Below are 24,762 nucleotides of genomic sequence, written 5' to 3' on the forward strand. Positions count from 1 at the left end.
AGGCTGAGATGACCACCACCGCTGATCAGGTCGTGGATCCTTCTGTTACGAGACATGCGTTGCCGGGGGAGCACACATTGCCACCACAGCAGTTTTCGGTAAGAAAGCCGATTAGGCCGTTCATGGTGTTGAAGTTGGCTGAATAGATGACAAATCGCCCCTCATGACGAGAGGTCACCAGCTCCGCGTGGGACAACTCCTTCATGTGGAAGGACAATGCGGAAGGCGTGACCGAGATTTGCTCAGCGATTTTGCTGGCGGCGAGTCCCTCTGGACCAGCTTGAACCAGCAAGCGGAAGACGGCGAGACGTGAATCTTGAGCGAGCGCTGCAAGCGCTGCGATTGTTTCCTTGGTATTCGGGGTTCCTTTGATTCCCCTGCACTCTACGACGGTAGCGACTCCTAGCATTCATGCGGGTTCCAGCGGTACTCATCGCAATATTTCCTTTTAAATCAGCTACTTGCTGATTGCCATTTTCGCCGAGTATGATGGAAGTCATTTTTCTTTCCCCGAAGAATCAAAATGGACCACTGGCATGCTCCCTACCTTGGCTTGCGCCACATTCCGGCTGAGCTGAACGAGTTTGAACTCAATACGTTCTTCACATTTTCCGTCAAAGAACGAGCCCTGATCAACGATCGGCGCCGTGATCTATACAAGCTGGCGCTGGCCTTACATCTCGGATTTGTGCGTATGACCGGCCGTACGCTTGATGCCTATAAGCAGATCCCGAAGGCGCTTTGGACGCATGTTGGCGAGCAATTGGAGATTGCGCCGCCGGACATTGGCACGCTCCGTTCGCTGTACGACACTCGTCCGCGCACGTTGGTCGACCACCAACAGCTTGCTTATCAGACACTTGGCTTTGGGAGCATGACCGAGCACCAGCGCCGCTATCTTGTGCGTTGGCTCAAGGAGACGCTAGTCGGACGGCCTGACACGTCAACGTTGCTTATGCAGGTCAAATGCTGGCTGTACGAACATCGTATCCTGATCGCTCATGATCGCTTGCTTAAACGCGTGATCGCCGAAGCGATTCGCAGCCATGAGGCATTCCTGGAGAAGGCATTGCTGCTATCGGTGGGTAACGCCACAATCACCGAATGGGGTCGGCAACTCCCCGCGCCAGAGGGCGAATACGGCAGCCTGCAGCAATGGCTGTGGGCCGTGCCGCTGAAGCATTCGACAGTCCAGATGGCTGAACTGTTCGACAAGATCGACAGGCTTTATGCGCTGAAGGTAACGGCAACTTGGCCGATAGACGTGAACGAGACCTTGGTGCGCTATTACGCGCGCCGCTGCGCGAACCGGCCGCCATCGGTCAGTAAGCGTGTTCAGTCTCAGTCACGCAAGCTGGAAGCTGCCTGCTTCATGCGCTATGCGTTGTGCTCAGCGACAGACCAGTTGTTGGCGATGTTCCGGCGCTGGGCGATTGATGTGACCAACGAGGCCGGCAGACAGGTCGACGGCGGCCGCCCCGATCTCAAGAAGCAACTTTGCAGCTTCGCTGAAGCAGTCAAGGCGCTGGCACAGGACAAGACTCACCCCGCAGACGAGACGCTCGCTCAGATTGCCGATCTGGCCGACCAGATGCTCACCCAGCATGCGCCGAGCCGGCGCAGCTTGATCCGCCTACAGTTGATGACCAAAAGCGCCCAGGCACGCGCTATGCTGCACAAGCTTGTCAAGCTTCCCTTTGAATCTGAAACGCAGCATCCCGTCATTGATGCGATAAACGTACTACGCAGTCTTTATGGGCAGAATGGCGGCAACGAACTGCCGGCGAGCATCGAGATCAAGCTCGGTCGCGTGTGGCGAGACCTCATTTACGGAGTAGACCGCATTGAGGCGATGCGCGCATTCGAATGGGCCACCATCTCAGCGTTGCGCATGGCATTGCGCAACGGTTCGGTGTATGTCGACCACAGTTTTTCCTTCCGTAGTCGGGCGACGCTGCTCATTTCAGAGGCGGAATGGAAGGCCAAGCGCCATCACTATTATGGCCATCTCGAAATGCCGCAAGACCCGAAGGTTTTTCTGGGCAAGGTTGTCGATCACCTCGATCAGGGGCTCGAACGACTTCGGGATGCCTATCTGCGCGGTGAGGTCCGGATCGAAGACGGGAGTATCCGTAACGAGGTGCTCAAGGCCGAGGACAAGGCACCGCATCTAGACGCCCTGCGTCGGGCGATTTTCGAAGAGCGGCCCGTAGGGCAGCTGCCGAAAATTATCCTGGACATCGACAGCGAGGTGCGGTTTTCCTGGCTGTTACTCGGTCGTGAACCACGCTCGCGCAGCGAACTGCTGCTGGTCTACGCTGCCGTTCTTGCGCACGGCACGTCGCTATCGGCCGCTGACATTTCCCGCATGATCCCAGAACTGAAGGCATCGGCTATCCGTCAGATGATGAAGCTGGTCGCCGACGAGCGCAAGTTACGCGAAGCGGCGGATGCCATACTGGCTTACATGCACCGCCATCCGATTGCTGCACACTGGGGACGCGGAGATTTGGCATCGAGCGACATGATGAGCCTGGAGACGACGCGCACCGTCTGGCAGGCGCGTGCCGATCCGCGCCGCCGCACCGCATCGATTGGCATCTACACCCATGTACGGGATCGCTGGGGTATCTTTTACGACACGCCCATTCTGCTCAAGGAGCGCCAGGTCGGCGCCGCTATCGAAGGGGTGGTACGGCAAGCCGGCACCGACGACGTTGCCCAACTCGCAGTCGACACGCACGGCTACACCGATTTCGGCATTGCCGTGGCCAAGGGCCTGAAATTTGACCTATGCCCGGTCCTGCAACACATGCGTGACCGCTATCTGCATGTGCCAGTTGGCCACGAGGTGCCGGGCGAAGTCGTCCCTGTGGTCGCCGGCGATGTAGACCTTCATGCGATTGAGGCGATCTACGACGAATTCGTACGTGTGGTTGCGTCCATCCAGAGCGGTCGCTGTACGGCAGTGCAGGCTTTGCAACGCTTCGGTTCGGCCGCTCGTGGTCAGGATGTGTACGATGGTGGCGTGCAGCTCGGGCGGTTGCTGCGGTCGATTTTCCTGATAGATTATTTCACCAACCCTGCGTTCCGACGCGAACTACGGCACGCCTTGAACCGTGGTGAGGCTGTCCATGCTGTGCAACGCGCCGTCCATACTGGCAAGATACCGACCGAACTGGCCAAGCGGCCGGAATCGCTGGCCGCCGTGTCATCGAGCCTGTCGCTCTTAACGAACGCCCTGATGGCGTGGAATACCCAGCACATGCAACACGCGGTCGAGCGAATAGAGGCCGTCGGTGGGGAAAGCCTGCCACCAGAAGACCTGCGTCGTATTGCGCCTACCAATCTGGAAGGCATCAACCTGCGAGGCACGTTCGAATTCCCGCTGGCGGATTATGCGCAACGCATTCTGCCTAATAGCATCGCAGCTACTGTGGATGCTGTCCGGAAACGGTCATAATCATGCTGTTTTCTACCGCAAAGGAACATGCGACGGACATGTCTCATTGGTTAGGGCAGCGCCGGCCTCGATGTGCAAGAACTCCCAGATAACGACATCGGCCCTGCGAAGTCGTTTAGAAACGAGTGTATGGACATGAAAATAAAACAGTTTTCGGTAGCATCTTGTTTTTCCACCTTTGTGCTTCCTCATCTTCTTTTTATTCGTGATTTGGAAGCGAGAAACAAAACGGCGATGGTGTGCTGTCTCGCCTGGAACATCAGCTTGTTCCCAGACCCGAAGGAGCGTGAAAATCACATTAGCCGCATCTGGGAGATGGGGGATGCCGACACTCCAGCACAGGCTTCCCCAAGGCTAGAGCGTGGGTTTAAAGATGAGCTTCGCATGCTTGTGGCACAAAAGAATGATCTATTTCCTTGGACCAAGATCAATATTCCATCGGTACGCCTGGTGGCCTGCGATAAGTACGACATCTTGAAAGTAAGGACTGGAAATAGCGACGAGGAGGAGATCAAGGTCATTACCCATCCAGATCCGTTGGGCCTTCCTTTGATTATCGATCATCTACGGGATGTTCAAGAAAATACAGCCGAACAAATTGTATTGTTGCAACGGGCTGCGGGCATTTCTACGGCCCTCAGCGATGTTGAGAAGACCCAGTTGGCCACTTCTTATTGCGTGCAGCGAGCCGATATGATTGGATACCGCCGGATACTATCCGTATGGCGGGATACACAACCTGGACCGAGTGTTAAGCGTGTTATTGGCCACTGGCTGGGTGTCTTGGAAGAAATTGATTCGAATGCAAAATCCGTTTTGCATCTGTTGACCAGCATGCATCACTGAGCCTTCTACGACTATGAATTCATCTGAAACGACAAGCGCGAATGAAAAATCGCGACTGACATCCAATGTGGCACTTGCTACCGGCAAGTTATTCTGTGGGTATCATCAAGGATATGGAGACGCGCAGGCGGGCTCTTACTTGAACCGCAATGGTAGAAAAATGTGGATGTGTGCTGCTTGCATGAAACTGCGTGGCATCACCGCAAGATAACAGAACACTCATAATCCCGCCCATTCATTGCGCTGTGTAGCGATACACGATACAATTCATCTCATGATTAAAAGCTTTCGACACAAAGGACTGCACCGCTTCTTTGAAACGGGTAGCAAAGCTGGAATCCAGGCCGCACACGCGACCAAATTGCGGCTTCAACTGGCAGCACTGGATCAAGCTGTACAGCCGGAAGATTTATCAGCCCCATCGTGGGGGCTGCATCCTTTAAAAGGTGATCTAAAGGGACATTGGGCAATTACGGTCAATGGAAACTGGCGATTGATTTTCGCTTTTGAGGGTGCGGACGCGATCCTTGTGGATTATCTCGACTATCACTGAATTTTACGGAGGTTTTTATATGACTCGCATGCATAACCCGCCTCACCCCGGAGAGGTATTGAGAGAGTATCTGGGGGATGTCACCGTGACTGAAGCCGCCACTCGTCTTGGCGTTGGCCGGGTCACGCTTCAACGTGTCGTTACAGGTGCGGCCGGTATTTCGCCTGACATGGCGTACCGCCTTGGTTCTGCCTTCGGTACCAGCCCTGAATTGTGGGCAGGAATGCAGCTGCAATTCGACTTATACCAGGCTGGCAAGGTCAAGCGCCCCAAAATTGAACGCATCGCAGCATAGGAAGCTTGTATGCTCGCCGGATAACAGTTGATAAATGCCAGGTATTGGGCAATGTCGCACAATCAAGCCTCGTTAGGGGGAAATTAATGAACTACGACAATCTTCAAGAAGCAGCCAAGCAGTTGGCAGTCCCGTTGGAACGGTGGCTTGAAGCGAGTGGCAACGAGGTTATGCGAGAGGATATTGGAGCATTAAAACTTGCAAATTGGGACGCTAGGGTCGATTTTGAAAGTGGGGAAATTTTGGAGACTGGGCTAACGTATTGGGCGGCCAATACGCGGAGCGGCTTGAGGTGCGGGATGTCCCCCTCGAAAGAATCGGCTAGGGAAGATGCTCTATCGGCGCTTGCCGAAATTTTTGAGTGAGTAAAACGTCATGGCGATCACGACCACCAGCGTAAGCATTACGAAACGACGCGGAAGAACGCCGACGAGCTTGAAAAGCGTGTTCTCGACCGCAAGGAATCGGCCAACAGCACTTCACGTCGTTACCGTGTTATTTAGAGGCGAAAGTGAAGAAGGCGATGATGTTATTTCTCAAGCGCTTTTTTGGCGAACTTCTAATGACGCTGAAGCGTCCTTGACGTCAATTATCGAAGAAGCGAAGTCGGCAAAATCCCATCTTGAAATTGTGGATATCTTGTATGGCAACACGCTTAAGTCCGAAGTCTTTCGCATGCGAAAGGCGATTTAGGTCTATTAATCCTAGAGTCGGTCATCCCAAGATAAAAATCCCGGAAAGATAAGCGTAGCCAGGAATTAACCATAATGACTAACTTCGGTAGCATTTGATCTGACGTTCAACGCCATTGTGTTTTGCGAAATTGTTTCCAGCTACGGAGACGCCGAGAGTAAATTTTCAGATCATCCCAGGCATCTGGCAAAAGGTTCACTGAGCGAGCAGCTCGGGGAGCGCTCTCATGTTCGTCGGCAAGATACTGCGCGGCGCGTTTCGCATTGATATAACGAATGTTTCGGAAGTAGTGAGAGACCCTGCTTCTTCCCGTTCCTGGCACCGGCCCATGGCCGTTCCAACGCTGGAATCGGCGGGGCCGACATTGACCGGCAGATTTGCCAAGCAAGGAAAAAAACGACTCGGCGGTAATAGTCTCGCCGACATCGTTGCGCAGGATGTATGGATAGTCTACGTAACCCGCGCCGGTGAAGGCATGAAAGTGTGGGCCAACACTGAGAAGGCAGACTTGACCTTCCCCTGGTGGAAGGTCGTAACATCACAGTTCCCGATAGCGAGCCTTATTCGTTGGTCCACACTTAGCTGCAGATCTCCATCGCCCTCATTTCTTGAAGGATTGGCTTATGACACATGATTCACATCAACATGCACATGGTGACTACGTGCATTCAGACGTAAATAATGCGGCTTCTTCATTGACTACTACGACGGCCAAAACACTCACCGATCCGGTCTGCGGCATGACTGTGGCAGCAGATGAAAAAAAATACCTTGCCTATCAGGGCAATGACTATTATTTCTGCAGCACAGGCTGTCTGAGGAAGTTCCAGGCATCTCCTACCAGCTATGTTGATATTCAGAAGCCTCCGTCTCTGCCAGAAGCGCAAGAAGGAGCCATCTACACCTGCCCGATGCATCCGGAGATTCGCCAGTCGACGCCCGGTAGCTGTCCAAAATGCGGTATGACATTGGAACCCGTAATGCCATCCTTGGAGGAAGAGGAGAATCCGGAGCTTGTTGATTTCCGTAGACGTTTTTGGTGGACATTGCCAGCAACGGTTGTTGTGACCGTATTGGCGATGGCGGCCCATCAGTTTCTTCCTGCCGGGGTACCGCAGCAAAACTGGATCGAGTTAGCCCTAAGTACGCCCGTCGTTCTCTGGGCTGGTTGGCCATTCTTCGTGCGTTGCTTTCAGTCCCTGACACAGCGCAGTCCCAACATGTGGACTTTGATTGGATTCGGCGTTACTGCCGCTTACGGCTATAGCGTTGTTGCCACAGTGGTGCCAGGTGTCTTCCCGACATCTTTCATGGCGCATGGGCGGCTCGGTGTTTACTATGAAGCTGCAGCGGTCATCATTTCATTGACCTTATTGGGGCAAATGCTGGAATTGCGGGCCCGCTCGCAAACGTCGGCTGCAATCAAATCTCTCTTAGGTTTGGCACCCAAGACAGCACGCCGTATTCTGGAAGACGGTACTGAAGAAGATATTCCACTGACCCATGTGCATTTAGGCGATCTATTGCGGGTACGGCCAGGAGAAAAGTTACCTGCGGATGGCGTCGTTGTCGAAGGGGAAAGCGCCGTTGACGAGTCCATGCTTACGGGGGAGCCGTTGCCGGTCACTAAACGGGTCGACGACAAAGTTATTGGGGCGACACTTAATACTAGCGGGAGTCTGGTTATTCGCTCCGAAAAAGTAGGCTCGCAAACCATGCTATCGCAGATCGTCCAGATGGTGGCGCAAGCTCAACGTTCACGTGCTCCGATGCAGCGGCTAGCGGACGTTGTTGCCAGATATTTTGTCATTGTCGTTGTGAGCATCGCGATATTGACTCTATTCGGTTGGGGATTGTTTGGGCCAGATCCAAGCTGGGTCTATGGATTTGTAAATGCCGTTGCAGTTCTGATTATCGCTTGTCCTTGTGCTCTCGGATTGGCGACGCCGATGTCCATTATGGCCGCTACGGGACGTGCAGCTACGCAAGGGATGTTATTTCGTGATGCGGCGGCAATTGAATCTATGAGAAAGGTAGACACCCTGATTGTGGATAAGACCGGCACCTTGACCGAAGGCCGCCCCGAATTTGATCGCGTCATAGCTGCGGCAAACAATACTGAATCCTCTGTTCTTCAGATTGCGGCCAGTATTGACCAGGGTAGCGAACATCCGCTTGCACATGCCATTGTGGCTGAAGCGCGTCGACGCGATTTGCCCTTGATTAAACCAGATCGATTTGAGTCGTCGAGCGGTATAGGCGTGCGTGGTAGTGTGTCAGGGTTGCCGGTTGCTCTTGGCAATACTGCACTGATGGATGCTGAGAAAATAGATTGGCATCCTCTTGCTGATCAGGCAGAGATATTGCGAAGTGAAGGCGCGAGCGTTATGTATCTTGCCATCGATGGCGCGCTGGCGGGTCTCGTGGCGGTATCAGACCCCATCAAAGCGACGACGGTGGATGCGCTCAATACCTTAACGGAAGCCGGGATAACCATCATCATGGCAACCGGCGATGGTCTTACAACAGCGAAGGCCGTGGCAAAAAAACTGGGTATCAGTGAGGTGTATGGGGAGGTCAAGCCGCAAGACAAGTTGGCCTTGGTCGAGCGGCTGCAAAAGCAAGGAAAAATCGTTGCTATGGCGGGCGATGGCATCAACGACGCTCCGGCGCTCGCTAAAGCAGATGTCGGCATCGCGATGGGGACCGGTACCGATGTTGCAATCAATAGTGCTCACCTCACTTTAGTTAAAGGGGATCTGAGAGCAATTGCCCGTGCACGGCTCCTATCTTTGGAAACCGTGCGAAATATGCGACAGAACCTAGGTTTTGCTTTCGTCTACAACGCTTTAGGTATTCCCTTGGCCGCAGGTATTTTGTATCCCTTTACCGGGCAATTGCTTTCGCCAATGATTGCGGCTCTCGCAATGAGCTTGAGTTCGGTCTCCGTCATCACCAATGCTCTGAGGCTACGCAGCCGGAAATGAGATTGATATCTCTTAGATTACAAATTTGTAATCTAAGAGATATCTTTGAGTCATCTTGACTTCGTTAGGATGGTAACCGTCGTCAAAGCTTTGTTTTAGCAAGTTTTCTGAAGGCAACGTCGCGGTAGGGATGTGTTTTTTCTCTAATTGTTCACCTCTATCTTTTAACTTATACTGCTCAGATGCTTCCGAAACTAAAAATCGTGCTGATATGGTTGGTCATGCTTGCACTCCCTGTGCAAAGCTTTGCCACGGCCATCATGCTCGATTGTGGAGTAAGTCATCACCACGGTGCGATGTCGCACACCGCGTCACGTGAAGTGGCGTCTCATCATCACGCTGATGAGGCCGAGCCTCATGTCGTGGTAGAAGTGCACGTGAGTTCCGATAGCGCTCATTCCCCTGGCGGGCATGACCTTGATGGGAAATGCAGTGCCTGCGCCGGTTGTTGCCTGGGTACCGCGCTTTCGCAACCCATTCCTGCCGTCCTTTCCCCGTCAATTAGCCGTTTGCCTGTTCACATTTCTCCAGAGAAGCGTTTCGCCATCAATTTTCCCGATGGCCTCGAACGTCCGCCTCACTCCTTCCTGCTGTAAACCCTAGCCTCGTCCATTTTTTGGCCGACGGCTGCCGTAGCAGCTCCGCTTTCGCGGAAATCCGTACCTATTAACATCATCTATCCCTTTAGGGGGCAATCATGACCAATCTCCGTTCCTGGCAGAGCGCGACGCTTGCTGTGGCATTTGTTTTGCCCGTCACCGTCTTTGCGCAGACATCACAAAAGAGCAACGATCCGTTGGATCCGGCTGCAGTTGTACCGGCTACGACCTATGACTCAGCGTTTTCTGGCTACCAGTCTTTCCAAGAAGCCAAATTGATCCCTTGGCGCCAATCGAACGACACCGTGCGTCAAGCAGGTGACGGTGAAGCCACTCATAACATGGATTCGATGAAGGCGGAGATGCCGACATCAGGTAAAGATAAATCAATGGCACCGGCGCCAGCTCACGATATGTCGTCGATGGGCTCTAGGAAAGCAAAGGAATGACGATGCGCCAATTTTCTCAATCCCTGCGCCCCGTAGCAATCGCGGTATCCGTATTGTTCCTCGGTGGCTGTGCATCCTTTTCGGCTGATGGCGGCTTTAATACCGTGCAGAGCCTGACCAAAGAACGCACCGGTCAAAATGTGAAATGGGTCAAAACCGACGAAGATGCGTCCGATGTCCGCAAGACCATTGATCCGTTGCTTGCCAAGCCGCTGAGCGTAGATGATGCCGTCACGATCGCTCTGCTCAACAATCGTGGCTTGCAAGCCAACTACGCAGAGCTGGGTATTGCGGAATCGAGTCTGGTGCAAGCCGGCAGAATTCCCAACCCAAGCTTTACCTTTGGCCGTGTTCGCCGCGGCGGTGACCTGGAAGTCGATCGCAAGTTGATGATTCCTGTCATGAGCCTGCTGACGATGCCGTTTGCGACCAAGATTGAAAGTCGCCGCTTCGAGCAAGCGCAACTACGGGCCGCCGGTGATGCTTTGGCGGTGGTAGATGCAACACGTCGCGCTTATTTCTCTGCTGTGGCTGCGCAGGAAACCGTGAAATATATGCGTCAGGTCAAAGACTCAACGGAAGCAAGTGCTGAGCTCGCACGCAAGATGACCTCCGTGGGTAACTGGAGCAAGCTGGAACATTCGCGTGAACAGGGGTTTTATGCTGACGTGACGGTACAACTGGCCAAAGCAATGCAAACGGCCACCATTGAACGTGAGAAGTTGACACGACTTATGGGGCTGTGGGGCACTAACACTGCTTTCAAATTACCGGACCGGTTGCCAGCACTGCCTAAGGCGCCTGAAGAAATCAACGATGCCGAAGCGCGTGCCATGCAAAATCGTCTGGACATTCTCATGACCAAACGCGAATTGTCTGGGCTTGCTGATTCGCTGGGGCTGACAAAGGCCACTCGTTTTGTGAACGTCCTGGACGTCGGTTTCCTGCATAACTCCTATCGCGAATCACCGACTACCGAAAACGGGTTCGAAGTGAGCTTTGAGATTCCCTTGTTTGACTGGGGTACGGCACGTGTCTCCAAGGCCGAAGCAATGTATATGCAAGCCGTTAACAGATCGGCCGAACTGGCGATCAATGCTCGCTCCGAAGTACGGCAAGCCTATTCCACCTATCGCGGCGCATATGACATTGCCAGACATTATCGAGATGAAGTCGTTCCGTTAAAGAAGCGCATCTCTGAGGAGCAGATGCTGCGCTACAACGGAATGCTGATCGGTGTTTTTACTTTGTTGGCAGATGCACGGGATCAGGTCATGAGTGTCAATGGCGCCATTGACGCCTTGCGCGACTACTGGATTGCAGAGTCCGCGCTGAAGATGGCACAAACCGGCCGCTCTGCCGATGCGGCAGGCCTTGGCAGCGCCAAGGTTGGGGCCTCTGCTGATTAATCGCGAACAGTTTTTCAAAGGATACATATTATGGTTTCTCGTCGAAATTTCTTTACCGGTGCCGGCGCCGTTGCCTTGAGTGCTGGATTGGTAAGCCGTGTCGGTGCTGCCTCGTTGCCTGAAGCTGTCACCATGGACGGCCCTAACACGCAAGCTCCTCTGGTGCCTCCTAACGGTCGCCCTTACAACCCGGTGGTCACCCTCAATGGCTGGACTCTTCCTTGGCGCATGAAAAATGGCGTGAAGGAGTTTCATTTGGTGGCCGAGCCCGTTGTGCGCGAAATGGCGCCAGGAATGAAAGCCAATTTGTGGGGCTATAACGGCCAATCGCCGGGGCCTACCATCGAAGTCGTGGAAGGTGACCGTGTTCGTATTTTTGTGACCAACAAATTGCCAGAACACACGAGCGTTCATTGGCATGGTCAACGGTTGCCCAATGGCATGGACGGTGTTACTGGGTTGACTCAGCCCGGCATTCAGCCAGGAAAAACCTTCGTATATGAATTTGTCGCCAAGCGTCCCGGGACATTTATGTACCACCCCCATGCAGACGAAATGACACAAATGGCCATGGGCATGATGGGGTTTTGGATCACACATCCAAAAGATGCGAGCCAGCACAAGGTAGATCGTGACTTCGTCTTTCTGTTGAATGCTTACGACATTGATCCGGGCAGTTTCACACCTAAAACCAGCACCATGCTCGATTTCAACCTGTGGACTTTCAACAGTCGTGTGTTCCCCGGTATTGATTCCATGGTCTGCAATCAGGGAGATCGTGTACGTATTCGCGTCGGCAATCTGACAATGACTAATCATCCGATTCACTTGCATGGTCATGAATTCGTGGTCACTGGCACTGATGGCGGCTGGACGCCCCCAGCGTCACGTTGGCCAGAAGTGACAACTGATATCGCAGTTGGTCAGATGCGGGCCATCGAGTTCGATGCCACGGATCTTGGCGATTGGGCATTCCATTGCCATAAGTCGCATCACACGATGAATGCGATGGGGCATGACGTTCCCACCATGATCGGCGTCGATCAGCGCAGTGCACTGAGTAAAATCAATACCTTGATTCCTGACTATATGGTCATGGGAGATAAAGGCGGCTCGATGGGAGAGATGGAAATGCCACTTCCAGACAATACCTTGCCAATGATGACCGGTACTGGTCCTTTCGGTGGGATTGAAATGGGGGGCATGTTTACGACTGTCAAAGTGCGCAAAGGCATAGCGCGTAACGATTACAAGGATCCTGGCTGGTACAAGCATCCGGCTGGCACCGTCGCCTATGAATGGAAAGGTGCTGATGCCGATATGCCGGCAGCGACTCGTTCCCCGGATACACAGCGGATGGCCGCTAAGCCTGGAGAAAAAATACTCAAGGTGACTAAGGGAGGATCACACAGCGACCATTGACTTCCTATCTTATCAACCATTCATTTAATACCGTTTATCAAAAAGGAATAATCATGAAAAAATTATTGTTCGTTTCGACATTACTCTTATCTTCCCTGTCCCTCACCGCAGTTGCCAGCGGCACCGGAGAACACGCGCATGGCGCCGGTCATGACGATCATGCCTCGGCCATTGGAAAGCCCGGAAATCCTGCGAAAGTGACGCGTACGATGACCGTTGACATGAGCGACGCCATGCGCTTTACCCCAGCGACGATCAACGTTAAACGCGGCGAAACAGTGAAGTTCATTGTTAAAAATTCCGGCAAGATCAAGCACGAAATGGTGCTGGGGACAATGCAAGAACTGAAGGAGCACGCCGAGGTCATGCGTAAGAATCCAGAGATGGAGCATGCCGATGAAAATCAAGTCTCCGTTGATCCAGGTAAAACAGGTGAAATCGTCTGGCAGTTTACAAAGGCAGGTACTTTTGATTTTGCATGCCTTCAACCGGGTCACTTTGAAGCCGGTATGAAGGGCACAGTTGCTGTCAAATAATTAACTTTTAAATTAAGGAAATGATCATGAAATCACGTTCGATGTTGTGTGCAACAGTGTTGTTGGCGATGACGTTGCCACTCTCGTCAATGGCTGCCGAAGATATGTCTAAGCCGGGTGCGATGGGCGATATGAAAATGGATAGCGCATCGGCAATGTCTTCTGGCGAAGTCAAAAAAGTGGACAAGGATGCCGGCAAAGTAACGATCAAACACGGTCCATTGGCCAACTTGGATATGCCCGGTATGACAATGGTCTTTCGCGTAAAAGATCCTGCGATGCTCGACCAGGTCAAGGCTGGCGATCAGATTCATTTCATTGCAGAAAAAGTGGGTGGTGCGTTGACCGTCACCAAGATCGACGCAGCGAAGTAAATCAAACTGTAGGCCGGTAACACACGAGGATCGTCTTGGCCGGCCTGCTGTATCCAGTATTTTTATCGTAGTTCCTCCCATAAGGAAGTCCCATGTTTAACAAACGCATTTTATCCGCCCTCACTCTTGCACTGATCTCCTCAGCACTCTTCGTTCCCGGCTCGGCTTCGGCACACGCAACCTTGAAATCGTCAACACCAGCCAATGGGGCTGTTCTGACTGATGCACCAAAAGTTTTTCATCTGGAATTTGGTCATGCAGCAAAGCTGACGAAGTTTAAATTGAATAAAGAATCGGAAGAGATTGCTGTCCCAGTTGATCCGGCGGCGGCGGCATCGACAACTTTCAATGTTTCCTTGCCCCCACTCACAGCCGGTAAATACCACGCAAAATGGTCCACGCTGGGCGATGACGGTCACGCGATGACAGGTTCTGCCTCGTTTACTGTATCTGGCAAATAACATGCTAGGTCTCGCATCATTGTCGTTTTACTATGATCTCGATGTATGGCAGATTTCTGCCATCGTTACCAAGGCCTTCACTTACGGCGCCAGCTTCGCTGCCTCAGGTGGGGTTTTCTTTTTGGCCATATTTTCAGGGAGGCTGACTGAGCAGGAAAATGCCTCGATAAAGAATTTCATTTCGGTAACTGGTGTTGTTGGGATTGTTTTGTCGCTTTTCCGGGTCTGCATCATGAGTGCCATGATGACGGGCGATGTGGGAGGTCTGCTAGATGGGCCCATGTTACGGATGGTTGTCGAATCCACCGAAGGCCCTGCAACGTTTTTACATGTCGCCGGTCTTTTGACTATCGTTTTACTAGTGCGGCGTTCGCAGATGAGGGCCGGAACTCAGCTTATCGCTAGCTTTGGCGGTGTTGTTGCCGTTGCCTCCTTTGCGCTGGTCGGACATGCCGGAGAAGTCGCGATCGCCCCGCAAATTAAATGGCTACCGCAGCTTCTCGTGTCATTGCATTTGGTGACCGTCGCATTTTGGATAGGGGCTTTGTGGCCGTTGCATCGTCTTACGTATGGCGACAGCTTGCCGAATATCGCTGCTGTTTCACATCGTTTTGGTCAGTACGCCGCTGCGGCGGTCGGTATTCTGCTGCTTTGTGGAATCTGGTTGCTATGGATTATCTTGGGTACGCCCAAGGCGCTCTGGTCGTCGGAATACGGCACTCTGTTTGTGATCAAGATGTTTTGGGTCGCTTTGCTACTTGGCTTGGCCGCATTGAATAAAACTCGCCTGACTCCTCGATTGATGGAGGGGGACTGGTCTGCAATTCGTACTCTGCGATTCTCGATTCGAAGTGAAATTGTGTTGGCGTTGCTCATTCTGGCCACCACGGCTATTCTGACGACAGCAGTTGGGCCCGACGCTTCGTAATGCGATAATCGAAACGAAGATGTCGATGTCATAGCGATATCGACATCTGAAACCATCATGAGCAGATGGTTGAGCTGACGGCCTCCCTTATAGCCGGAACCAGCCGATAGCCATCGCAAGAACCTGTATGAAAGCTTCGGTGCTGAGAGAGTGCACAGATCTCATGATGATTCCAGTCGAAGCGCTACGGGTGTCGATGAAGTCTGACGGCGTCGCATTAGCAGATAGACAGCCGGCACAACAAACATGGAAAGAAGCGGCGCAGTAATCATTCCTCCGACCATAGGTGCAGCAATACGCTGCATTACCTCTGAGCCTGTTCCCGTACCAAGCATGATGGGTACCAGACCCGCTATGATCACGGCAACAGTCATTGCCTTGGGACGAACACGTAGAACCGCTCCTTCACGTATGGCGTCAAGCAAATCGGCTTCGGTGTTCTGATTGTTGTCCAGCCGTTCATGCCATGCTTGCTTCAAGTAAAGGAGCATGATGACGCCGAACTCGGCTGAAACGCCTGCTAGGGCAATGAAACCTACGCCTCCAGCCACGGAAAAATGGTAGCCGAGTACCCATAGCAGCCAGATACCCCCGGCAAGCGCAAAGGGTAATGTCCCCATAATCAAGGCCGCCTCATCGAAACGTTTGAAGGTCAAATACAGCAGCACAAATATGATGAATAGTGTCGCCGGCACGACGATTTTGAGTTTTTGGGTAGCGCGTTCCAGATACTCGAACTGCCCGGACCAAGAGACGGCGTAGCCTGCAGGGAGTTGGACTTCTCGTGCCACGACCTGTTGCATGTCCCGTACCGTCGAGCTGAGGTCTCGGTCCCGTATGTCAACATAGACCCATCCGGATAGCCGCGCATTTTCACTTTTTAACATTGGTGGGCCATCATCGATGCGAATAGATGCCACGTCGCCCAGCCTAATTTGTGCGCCACGCTCCGTGAGCACCGGTAACTGACGAAGTTTTTCGACCGAATCGCGCACCTCACGCGGATAACGTACGTTGATTGGGAAACGCTGTAATCCTTCGACCGTTTCTCCGATATTGTCGCCGCCAATAGCCGCCGATACGACATTTTGGACATCCGCGATGTTCAAGCCGTAGCGGCCTGCCGCGTCTCGGTCAATGTTTACATCAATGTAGCGCCCACCATTGAGGCGTTCGGCCAAGGCGGAAGAAACACCAGATACCTTTTTGACGACACGTTCTATTTCCCCGGTAATGCGATCAATTTCTTGAAGGTTGACACCCGCTACCTTGATTCCTACCGGGCTCTTGATTCCTGTTGCGAGCATATCGATGCGATTGCGTATCGGCGGTACCCAGATATTAGACAATCCTGGCACTTTGACCACGCTATCTAGTTCCTGGACTAGCTTGTCCGGCGTCATGCCGATTCGCCATTGGTCGCGCGGTTTGAATTGGATCATCGTTTCAAACATTTCCAATGGCGCGGGGTCGGTTGCGCTCTCGGCACGTCCGGCTTTACCAAAAACGCTTTGCACTTCAGGGACGGTCTTGATCAGACGGTCTGTTTGCTGAAGCAATTGTGAGACTTTCCCCGCGGACAGGCCTGGAAGTGCCGAAGGCATATAGAGCACATCACCTTCGTCCAACGGTGGCATGAATTCGCTGCCCAGCCTCGTCATCGGCCAGATGGTCAATACGGCGATGAATGCAGCTGCCAGTAAGGTTAGTTTTGGAAAACGCAATACGATATCGAGTAGCGGACGGTACAGGGTGATCAGGAAGCGGTTTAATGGATTTTTCTGTTCGTCGGGAATTCGACCTCGGATCAGATAGCCCATCAAAATCGGGATGAGCGTTACCGCCAGAGCTGCGGCTGCTGCCATTGAATAGGTTTTGGTAAAAGCCAGCGGCGAGAATAGTCGGCCTTCCTGCGCTTCTAGGGTAAAGACAGGGATGAACGACAGGACAATGATGAGGAGAGAAAAGAACAACGCAGGGCCTACCTCGGCAGCCGCGTCCCCAATGACATGCCAGCGTTCGTTGCTTTTTAACTCTTGACCGGGATGCGTGTGATTCCAGGTTTCGATGTGCTTATGGGCGTTTTCAATCATCACGACGGCCGCATCGACCATTGCACCAACGGCAATCGCTATGCCACCTAGCGACATAATATTGGCATTGACTCCTTGGTAGTACATGATGATGAAGGCTATCAGGATGCCGATCGGTAACGTAATGATGGCCACCAGCGCCGAGCGAAGATGAAACAAGAAGATCGCGCAAACAATAGCAACGACGATGAATTCCTCGATCAGCTTTTCCTGCAGATTGGTGACAGCTCGCTTGATAAGGTTTGATCGATCATAGGTCGGTACGATTTCCACGCCAGGTGGCAGACCGGATTTCAGCTTATCCAGTTTCGCTTTGACGGCGTTAATGGTATCTAAAGCATTCTTACCCGATCGCATGATGATGACGCCGCCAGCGACTTCTCCTTCCCCGTTGAGTTCGGCGATTCCGCGTCGCATTTCCGGTCCGATCTGAATGCGTGCTACGTCACCTAAACGTACTGCGACGCCCGCATCATTGGTCATCAGTGGAATTTTTCGGAAATCATCCAATGACTTCAGATAGCCGGAAGCGCGAACCATGTATTCTGCTTCGCCTAGTTCAAGGACTGCGCCCCCGGTTTCTTGGTTGGACTTTTGCACAGCATCAATGATCCTGCCGTGGGGAATATTAAATGCGCGCATCTTGTCTGGATCGAGCACGATCTGATATTGGCGAACCATGCCGCCGATACTCGCTACTTCGGATACGTTGGGAACGGACTTCAATTCGTACTTGAGAAACCAGTCCTGCAATGCACGTAGCTGCGACAAATCCATTGTTCCACTGCGGTCGACCAAGGCATATTCATAGACCCAACCCACACCGGTCGCATCTGGGCCCAAAGCAGTCTTAGCCTGAGGGGGTAAGCGCGATTGAACTTGATTCAGATATTCCAGTACACGGGAACGTGCCCAATAAGGATCGGTGCCATCCTCGAATAGCACATAGACGAAAGAGTCGCCAAAAAAAGAATAGCCACGGACAGTCTTAGCCCCAGGGACCGACAGCATTGTCGTGGTCAGTGGATAGGTCACCTGGTTTTCAACAATCTGAGGGGCTTGGCCCGGATAGCTGGTGCGAATGATCACTTGTACATCGGACAGATCAGGAATCGCGTCCAGTGGCGTGCGCGAGAGTGACCATATACCCCATGTTGTCATCATCAACGTGGCTAGCAGTACTAAAAAGCGATTCGCAATGGACCAGCGAATTAACTTGGCGATCATCGTGTACCTCCGGCAGGCGCTTGGGGTATTGGTATTGATTTCTCGTTAGGCTTGCCTTGGTCTTTGGTCGTCGGAGACGTTGTTGCCGTTGCAATCCTGGCAATTTGGAATGCGTCGTCGTGGATGGGACGAATTTCGAACGCAACATTGTCACCGACCCTCAGATTTTTCGGCAAACCTCCGGCCGGCAACTTGAAGCTCATGGTCATGGCCCCCCATTGCAGCGAAGGGATCGGACCGTGCGAGATGGTGACTTCTTCTTTATCGATATTCTCGATTTTTCCTTGCCCACTGTGGACCGGTGTGATAGATGTCGACGGAGACGGTTGATCGTTGCCGCCCATGCGGGTAGTGGCACCGGTCAGGCTTGCTTCTGAATCGATCAAAAACTGACCCGATACGACGACTTTTTGTCCTGTGTCGAGTCCCTTGCGGATTTCGGTTTGACCGTTGCTTTCGGTACCAATCTCCACATCAACAGGCATGAATTTTCCATCACCTTGTGCCAGCATCACTAGATTACGTGTGCCCGTGGTGATGACTGCTTCGCTGGGTACCACCAAGACATCCTTACGGGCGACCGTTGCGAAACTGACCGATGCAAACATGCCAGGCACGAGCTGATTATCGGGGTTGGCTAGTTCGATGCGAGCTTTGCGCGTGCGTGTGACGGAGTCTACGTCTGGCAGTAAGGCATTGACCTTGCCTTTAAATACCGTGCCAGGGAGTGCCGGTGTATGTGCTTCTACCGTATTGCCTGGGCGTATTTGTGCAGAGATCGCCTCAGGGACATCGGCGTTGACCCAGATAGTGCTCAGCCCATTGATTTTGAACATTGCAGCGCCGGCCATGACGGTCATTCCTTCCCGAACAGTCAGTTCGGAAACGACACCACTGACGGGAGAGACGATCGTCGTGCGCGCCTGTACTTTTTCGGTGGACTCGATCAAGCGGATCTGATCGTCTGTCATACCGACTAAGCGCATACGTTGACGGGCGCCACTCAGCAGTTCTCCTAGCCCTGAGCTTTGCATGCGTTTTATTGACAGATACTCTTCTTGTGCGGCAACCCACTCAGGTACATATATCTCAGCCAATGCCTGCCCTTTTCGGACGGGGTCGAGCGGGGCACGTACATATAGGCGCTCGACAAAACCATTGCTGCGGGCCTGAATCAAGGCGACAGCACGTTCATCGTAAGCGATGTTGCCCACAGCCCTTACTACAGAGGAAAAATTGCCGCGTGTGACTTCTGCTGTGCGTATCCCCAGGTTTTGTTGGACACGAGGACTGATATTGACTTTGCTGTCGTCGGCTGTCTCGCCCGCATACACCGGTACGAGTTGCATATCCATGAATGGTGACTTTCCAGGCTTATCGAATTTTTGGCTCGGTACCATGGGATCATGCCAATACAGAACCTTCTTACCTTCATTGCCCGCCACTGGCGCTATAGCCGATGTGTTCACGGGGGCTGCAGCCTTCTTACCTTGTTGCATGCCTAGCCAATAGAGACCATAGCCCGCTGCTGCAATACTAGCGACGACGACTGTCAAACTGAAAATGTTGTTCTTCATTGCGTGTCCTTGTTAAATCCAGTCTGAGTCATGGCGCGATCGGTCGGAAAGATGAAATTGAGCTGAGCCCATAAACGATCGGTTTCTGCGGCAAGCTGGAGCGCCTGGAGGCGGACGTCGATATCGTTGCGGCGTGCTGCGAGAACGTCGGCTAAGCTTGCCTTGCCGCCGCGGTAGGCCACGATGAGAGCCAGTGCACGCTGATTGGCTAGAGGTATCAACTCGCGCTCGTAGCGCGTATAGCGCTCACGATTGTTCTGCCATTCATTGATCACGGTCTGTGTTTGCGCTACTAGCGTTCGCAGCATGTCGTCGCGCTCGGCCTTAGCTTGTTCGACCATGGCGAGTTTGGAAGAGAGCTCACGGTTTTGGCGATTTTTTCGATCCAGTTGCAACGGAATGGAAACGCCGAAGGAGACCATGTTGGAATAAGCTGAGCCACGTTGCTGGTAGGCGACTTCAACGCTCCAGTCTGCATTCTCATTGGCCTTGGCTAGCTTGGCGTCGGCTTCAGCCATTTCGACCTGTTTTGTGAGAATGACCATTTGAGGATGACGCATTAGTGTGCTGTCGATGCCGTCGGTATCGAATCGGATGGTATCCGTCGCCGGTTTGCTGGCCAATGTCATGTCCGAGGCAGTGCCGATCCAGCGTGCTAAGACGGTATTGGCGTTGCGAACACGACGTTGCGCTTCGCTGGCGCGATCTTCAAAGGTTGCTTGGGCACTGCGGGCTGCCAACACATCTGCTTGATTGCCGCGCCCGCTACGGTAAGCGCCTTCAGCCGATTGAATTTCAAATTTGGCTTGCTCGCCTTGTTCGGCGACAACAGCTACCATCGCGTCGGCGTAGTAGCGCTCCAGCCATGCCAAGGCCGTATCACGTTCGATTGTCGCTGCAATCTCATTTTTTTCCGCAAGTGCTTTCTGAGCATCGAGTTCAAAGCGATCAGAACGCAGGCGACGCTTGTCGGAGCGGGTGATTTCCTGCATGACGCCGATACGGCGCATGGTCATGAAATCGCTAGTAAGGCTATAACGGTCACTGCCATTGATTGGCAGATTGTCGACACCAACCTTCAAAACAGGGTCGGGTAACTGACCAGCAGCGACGGCCATGTCACGCGACGCTGAGGCGGAATAATCTCGTGCGACTAGCTGACGCGAACGTATGACGGCGCGACGTTGTGCTTCGGCCATCGTCAACGGTGTATCGACGGCGTAGGCATCGGATGCAATCGAAAAAGCTGCCGCCAAAGCGGCGAGAATGACCCTCAGAAAATACTGAGGAATCTTGTTGCGCGCTGTACGACACGCAAGAAATGGGGATAGCATGAAACCTCCAGATAGCAAGCGACTGCACCGGATGTACGCAAGGTACATCGGCGACGGACTAAGCGATCTGGAGTGTTAAATACGGAAACAGCAGTTGCGAATGGCGAGCGGTGGAGAGGTAGAGCGGGTAAGCAGTATGTCAGCCGGGTGGGATGTGATGGGGGCAGCGTCAAAAATCAGAGCTTGAAATACCACCGTCAATATTGACGCCACAAAAGGTGCGACATGAGGGGCAGGAGGTTTATCTAACGACTGGTTGCCGACCTGTTCATGCTCGTGGCACAGATTAGGCTGTGATGTATCCATGCCTTCGCATGAGGACATGGATACATCGCCATCCATCATCATGACTTCTTGATCCTGTGGGCTTGTATGGCCAGGACAGGCGTATCCCGCCACAGCGAGCTGCATAAACAGCACGCTACACAGCACGATAAGTGCTGCGATAAGGCGAGACGGACGCGAAAGGATCATGAGTTATTCAAATTTTTAGTGCATTGATGGTACGTAGCATCTCTTGTTCTTGTCAAGCCTGCTTATGCTGCACTATCAAGCTTGCCCCCGGGTGAAGGTCAACAAGAATCGCAGTTGATTGATTCTGATCACTCTTGCTGTGCTAGCGTACCTTCAATGGCGCTTTAAGCGCCGGAATACAGATTTGTATTGCCGTTATCATTGGCGCGGGCGGTATCGACTTGAACTTCGCCGCGGACTTTATGACTTGGGGCGATGCGCACGATGGGATAGTCGTTGCCGTTGGTGATCAAACCTTGTGCTTGTGCTTGCTTCAGTTCGTTGATGACCTCTGCGCGTGTTTTGGAGGCGACGAAAGGCACAACCGGGTAGTTGTTGCGTACCGACGCATTGGCTTGATCGCGTGCTGCGATAGCCGTCGATGTTTGAGCAAAGACGGAGCCAGAAACGATTGTCAGGGCAGCGATGGCGAGGATGTATTTTGCGTTCATGTTAATTCTCCAAGAGAGGGACAAGTGTCCGTGGGTGATTCATCAGAAAGATGGCTGTTGTCTTATCGAGGCAACAGGGCGATACGCTATGTTCGCCATCGAGCGATGTGACGTATCGATGAGATGCATTGTAGGAAGCACCAGTACACGAGAAGATTGCGTCAGGATTACAAATTTGTAATCACTTCCTTGCACTATCTGGAGGAAGATGACGACTATGTCGCCTTATGGGGAAAAATAAAATGCGTATCTTGTTGGTAGAGGATGAGGTTAAAGCAGGGGAATATCTGCGTAAGGGACTGATCGAGTCTGGTTTCGTTGTCGACTGGGCGCAGACTGGCCCAGATGGACTTCACCTCGCACTCCACGAATCTTACGATTTGATTATTCTAGATGTCATGCTGCCGCTAATGGACGGATGGCAACTGCTCGAACAATTGCGTAAGTCACACGATACTCCGGTTCTCTTTTTGACCGCACGCGACGAGATCGAAGATCGCGTTAAGGGCTTAGAGCTTGGGGCCGACGATTACTTGGTCAAACCGTTCGCCTTTACAGAATTGATTGCACGCGTGAGAACCCTGCTACGCCGAGCACCATTGCGTGAGGCCGAGCTTATTCAAATTGCAGACATGCAAATTGACGTACTCAAGCGCAAGGTAATACGCAGCGGCGAACGCGTCGACTTAACGGCCAAAGAATTTGCCTTGTTGCACTTGTTGGCGAAAAGGTGCGGTGAAGTTTTGTCGCGATCCTTGATTGCTTCGCAAATCTGGGATATGAATTTTGACAGTGATACCAATGTCGTTGAAGTCGCCGTGCGACGCTTGCGTGCCAAGCTTGATGATCCTCATGCTCAGAAACTCATTCATACCGTACGTGGCATGGGGTATGTACTGGAGGATAGGCAATGAAGCTATGGCGGCCTACATCAATTACAACGCGATTGGGCCTGTTGTTCGCATTGGTGGCGATGGTCACTTTTGCAGGGGTAGGTACTTATCTATATCGCTCCCTGTCTGCGCAACTGGAGTCAAGAGATGATCAAGAGTTGCTTGGAAAAATTAACCTGATGCGTCATATCGCGGAAGAAGCTGATTCTGTTGCGGCAATCAGGCAGGATCCCCATTTGTTTTTAGACGCCGCCGCCAATCACGACAATATGATTGTGATTCTGAAAGCGGACGATGGCAAAATTCTGCTGCATAACCATGCCGATCAAGGCGATTTGTCGAACGTACCCACGATATCCTACGGTACGAGTCCCACAAAAGACGCCATTCATTTGTTGCCGACGTCGACAAATTTACCGGCGCGCGCTATCGCAGCGAAAGGCCGTATTGGTAAATCAGGTGAGCCGGTTGACATCATCGTAGCGCGCACCACCTCTGATCGGATGGAGTTATTGGAAAACTATCGTGCAGAAGTGTGGATTGCCGCAGCTTTCGGTACGCTTTTCGCCACCGTCTTAGGCTATTTTCTGGTGCGGCAGGGCTTGCGTCCCGTGCGGAGCATCGCCAGTCAAGCCCATTCCATTACCGCCCATCGTTTGGAAACAAGGCTTGACGTGCAGTCTGCTCCGCACGAGTTGCAGGAAATGGTCGAGGCTTTCAATGCCATGTTGGATAGGTTGTATGACAGTTTTCAGCGGTTAAGTCAGTTCTCAGCAGACCTCGCCCATGACCTTCGAACGCCGTTAAATAATTTAATGGTCCAAACGCATGTAGCGCTCTCAAAGACCCGAACGATTGACGATTATGAGAGTCTATTATCTTCAAACATAGAAGAATATGAACGACTGGCACGCATGGTGGAAAGCATGCTTTTTCTGGCGCGCGCGGAGCACGCACATGTCGTTGTCAACAAAGCTCGTTTGGATGCTAAGGAAGAATTGGCGCGTATTGCGGATTATTTTGAGGGTGTAAGTGACGATGCAGGTGTATCTATTGCAGTAGAGGCTACGGGAACAATACTTGCCGATCCGATTCTTTTACGCAGGGCGGTCAACAACCTGATGGCTAATGCGATTCGCTATACCGCGCCAGGCGGCGTAATTCAGCTGCGTGCTGAAGCAATGGGGGGCATGGCAACGATTAGCGTCATTAATCCCGGTGAAAAAATTGATGAGAAGCACCTTTCAAGGCTCTTCGATCGTTTTTATAGAGGTGATGCGGCGCGATCGAATGCCGGGTCGTCGACTGGTTTAGGGCTGGCAATTGTGCAATCGATTATGAGCTTACATGCAGGTAGTGTCGAGGTGAGTAGCGGAAACAATGGGCGGACGACATTCAAACTGCGTTTTCCGAGCGATCTCGTTTCTTCAAACTAACTACTTTTAAGGATTGCTATGTTTTCGTCTAAATCCCTCGTCACCATCTTGGCTATGGTCGGGTTGCTGACGGCCTGTAGCTTTGCTCCTCTGCATACGGCTAAGCCGACCCATCCAGGTGCTGTTGATGCACGGGTCCTCTCGATTGTTACGCCTGAAACCAACGATCAAAGCCAATTTTCTTGCTTGAAACAAGTAACTGCCACTGACTTCATGCAGCGG

The 24,762-nt window shown here is 52.5% G+C and carries 24 protein-coding genes; 18 read left to right on the top strand and 6 right to left on the bottom strand.

What is annotated here, in order from left to right:
- Positions 1 to 25: 25 nt before the first annotated feature.
- Positions 26 to 409 carry a helix-turn-helix transcriptional regulator gene (locus RV1423_RS26740; protein ID WP_051516989.1) on the bottom strand — a complete coding sequence of 128 codons (384 nt, stop codon included), beginning with the start codon at positions 407 to 409 and terminating at the stop codon, positions 26 to 28.
- Positions 410 to 523: 114 nt separating this feature from the next.
- Between RV1423_RS26740 and RV1423_RS26745 the strand changes: the two genes are divergently transcribed.
- The 16 genes from RV1423_RS26745 (at position 524) to RV1423_RS26800 (ending at position 15,015) form a co-directional block, all read left to right on the top strand.
- Positions 524 to 3,463 (top strand): Tn3 family transposase, encoded by a 2,940-nt coding sequence (locus RV1423_RS26745; protein ID WP_034303641.1) that lies wholly within the window; start codon positions 524 to 526, stop codon positions 3,461 to 3,463.
- A 135-nt stretch (positions 3,464 to 3,598) separates the two neighbouring features.
- Positions 3,599 to 4,309, top strand: coding sequence for a hypothetical protein (locus RV1423_RS26750; protein WP_034303670.1), 711 nt, complete (start codon positions 3,599 to 3,601; stop codon positions 4,307 to 4,309).
- 274 nt (positions 4,310 to 4,583) lie between these two features.
- Entirely contained in the window at positions 4,584 to 4,862 is a 279-nt protein-coding gene (locus RV1423_RS29475) for a type II toxin-antitoxin system RelE/ParE family toxin (RefSeq protein WP_081769033.1), read from the top strand.
- A gap of 19 nt (positions 4,863 to 4,881) precedes the next feature.
- A complete protein-coding gene (locus tag RV1423_RS26755; RefSeq protein ID WP_034302315.1) occupies positions 4,882 to 5,157 on the top strand; it encodes a HigA family addiction module antitoxin in 276 nt (91 codons plus the stop codon).
- Positions 5,158 to 5,243: 86 nt separating this feature from the next.
- Positions 5,244 to 5,522, top strand: coding sequence for a hypothetical protein (locus RV1423_RS26760; RefSeq protein WP_034303642.1), 279 nt, complete (start codon positions 5,244 to 5,246; stop codon positions 5,520 to 5,522).
- A gap of 10 nt (positions 5,523 to 5,532) precedes the next feature.
- The gene (locus RV1423_RS30210) at positions 5,533 to 5,850 is read left to right on the top strand and encodes a hypothetical protein (protein WP_155835320.1); all 318 of its coding nucleotides are present in this window, start codon (positions 5,533 to 5,535) and stop codon (positions 5,848 to 5,850) included.
- A 226-nt stretch (positions 5,851 to 6,076) separates the two neighbouring features.
- Positions 6,077 to 6,484 (top strand): hypothetical protein, encoded by a 408-nt coding sequence (locus RV1423_RS30215; protein WP_155835321.1) that lies wholly within the window; start codon positions 6,077 to 6,079, stop codon positions 6,482 to 6,484.
- The gene (locus RV1423_RS26765; RefSeq protein ID WP_081769034.1) at positions 6,474 to 8,837 is read left to right on the top strand and encodes a heavy metal translocating P-type ATPase; all 2,364 of its coding nucleotides are present in this window, start codon (positions 6,474 to 6,476) and stop codon (positions 8,835 to 8,837) included. The genes RV1423_RS30215 and RV1423_RS26765 overlap by 11 nt, the downstream gene beginning before the upstream one ends.
- A gap of 182 nt (positions 8,838 to 9,019) precedes the next feature.
- The gene (locus RV1423_RS30220; RefSeq protein WP_155835322.1) at positions 9,020 to 9,433 is read left to right on the top strand and encodes a hypothetical protein; all 414 of its coding nucleotides are present in this window, start codon (positions 9,020 to 9,022) and stop codon (positions 9,431 to 9,433) included.
- A gap of 101 nt (positions 9,434 to 9,534) precedes the next feature.
- Positions 9,535 to 9,885 carry a hypothetical protein gene (locus RV1423_RS26770; protein ID WP_034303644.1) on the top strand — a complete coding sequence of 117 codons (351 nt, stop codon included), beginning with the start codon at positions 9,535 to 9,537 and terminating at the stop codon, positions 9,883 to 9,885.
- 2 nt (positions 9,886 to 9,887) lie between these two features.
- Entirely contained in the window at positions 9,888 to 11,294 is a 1,407-nt protein-coding gene (locus RV1423_RS26775) for a TolC family protein (RefSeq protein ID WP_231502524.1), read from the top strand.
- Between the two features lie 30 nt (positions 11,295 to 11,324).
- The gene (locus RV1423_RS26780) at positions 11,325 to 12,716 is read left to right on the top strand and encodes a multicopper oxidase family protein (RefSeq protein ID WP_034303647.1); all 1,392 of its coding nucleotides are present in this window, start codon (positions 11,325 to 11,327) and stop codon (positions 12,714 to 12,716) included.
- Positions 12,717 to 12,769: 53 nt separating this feature from the next.
- The gene (locus RV1423_RS26785; RefSeq protein ID WP_034303648.1) at positions 12,770 to 13,252 is read left to right on the top strand and encodes a plastocyanin/azurin family copper-binding protein; all 483 of its coding nucleotides are present in this window, start codon (positions 12,770 to 12,772) and stop codon (positions 13,250 to 13,252) included.
- 104 nt (positions 13,253 to 13,356) lie between these two features.
- Complete coding sequence (locus RV1423_RS26790; protein WP_231502527.1) at positions 13,357 to 13,626, top strand: copper-binding protein; 270 nt, start codon at positions 13,357 to 13,359, stop codon at positions 13,624 to 13,626.
- A 92-nt stretch (positions 13,627 to 13,718) separates the two neighbouring features.
- Positions 13,719 to 14,087 (top strand): copper resistance protein CopC, encoded by a 369-nt coding sequence (locus RV1423_RS29480; RefSeq protein ID WP_081769035.1) that lies wholly within the window; start codon positions 13,719 to 13,721, stop codon positions 14,085 to 14,087.
- A 1-nt stretch (position 14,088) separates the two neighbouring features.
- Entirely contained in the window at positions 14,089 to 15,015 is a 927-nt protein-coding gene (locus RV1423_RS26800) for a copper resistance D family protein (RefSeq protein ID WP_034303652.1), read from the top strand.
- Between the two features lie 161 nt (positions 15,016 to 15,176).
- On the opposite strand, the gene RV1423_RS26805 is transcribed toward RV1423_RS26800, so the two are convergent.
- The 5 genes from RV1423_RS26805 to RV1423_RS28815 form a co-directional block, all read right to left on the bottom strand.
- Complete coding sequence (locus tag RV1423_RS26805; protein ID WP_034303653.1) at positions 15,177 to 18,335, bottom strand: efflux RND transporter permease subunit; 3,159 nt, start codon at positions 18,333 to 18,335, stop codon at positions 15,177 to 15,179.
- Entirely contained in the window at positions 18,332 to 19,912 is a 1,581-nt protein-coding gene (locus RV1423_RS26810) for an efflux RND transporter periplasmic adaptor subunit (protein WP_034303654.1), read from the bottom strand. The genes RV1423_RS26805 and RV1423_RS26810 overlap by 4 nt, the downstream gene beginning before the upstream one ends.
- A complete protein-coding gene (locus tag RV1423_RS26815; protein ID WP_051516990.1) occupies positions 19,909 to 21,246 on the bottom strand; it encodes a TolC family protein in 1,338 nt (445 codons plus the stop codon). The genes RV1423_RS26810 and RV1423_RS26815 overlap by 4 nt, the downstream gene beginning before the upstream one ends.
- A gap of 75 nt (positions 21,247 to 21,321) precedes the next feature.
- Complete coding sequence (locus RV1423_RS26820; protein ID WP_034303656.1) at positions 21,322 to 21,720, bottom strand: hypothetical protein; 399 nt, start codon at positions 21,718 to 21,720, stop codon at positions 21,322 to 21,324.
- A 164-nt stretch (positions 21,721 to 21,884) separates the two neighbouring features.
- Positions 21,885 to 22,211, bottom strand: a complete 327-nt coding sequence (locus RV1423_RS28815) for a DUF4148 domain-containing protein (RefSeq protein ID WP_051516991.1) — start codon at positions 22,209 to 22,211, stop codon at positions 21,885 to 21,887.
- Positions 22,212 to 22,453: 242 nt separating this feature from the next.
- Here RV1423_RS28815 and RV1423_RS26840 point away from each other — a divergent pair, with 242 nt between their 5' ends.
- Positions 22,454 to 23,125 carry a heavy metal response regulator transcription factor gene (locus tag RV1423_RS26840; RefSeq protein WP_034303674.1) on the top strand — a complete coding sequence of 224 codons (672 nt, stop codon included), beginning with the start codon at positions 22,454 to 22,456 and terminating at the stop codon, positions 23,123 to 23,125.
- Positions 23,122 to 24,540 carry a heavy metal sensor histidine kinase gene (locus RV1423_RS26845; RefSeq protein ID WP_034303660.1) on the top strand — a complete coding sequence of 473 codons (1,419 nt, stop codon included), beginning with the start codon at positions 23,122 to 23,124 and terminating at the stop codon, positions 24,538 to 24,540. Before RV1423_RS26840 ends, RV1423_RS26845 begins: the two co-directional genes overlap by 4 nt.
- Positions 24,541 to 24,762: the final 222 nt, after the last annotated feature.

This window comes from Herbaspirillum sp. RV1423 (assembly GCF_000577615.1).
Taxonomy (GTDB): Bacteria; Pseudomonadota; Gammaproteobacteria; order Burkholderiales; family Burkholderiaceae_D; genus Herbaspirillum.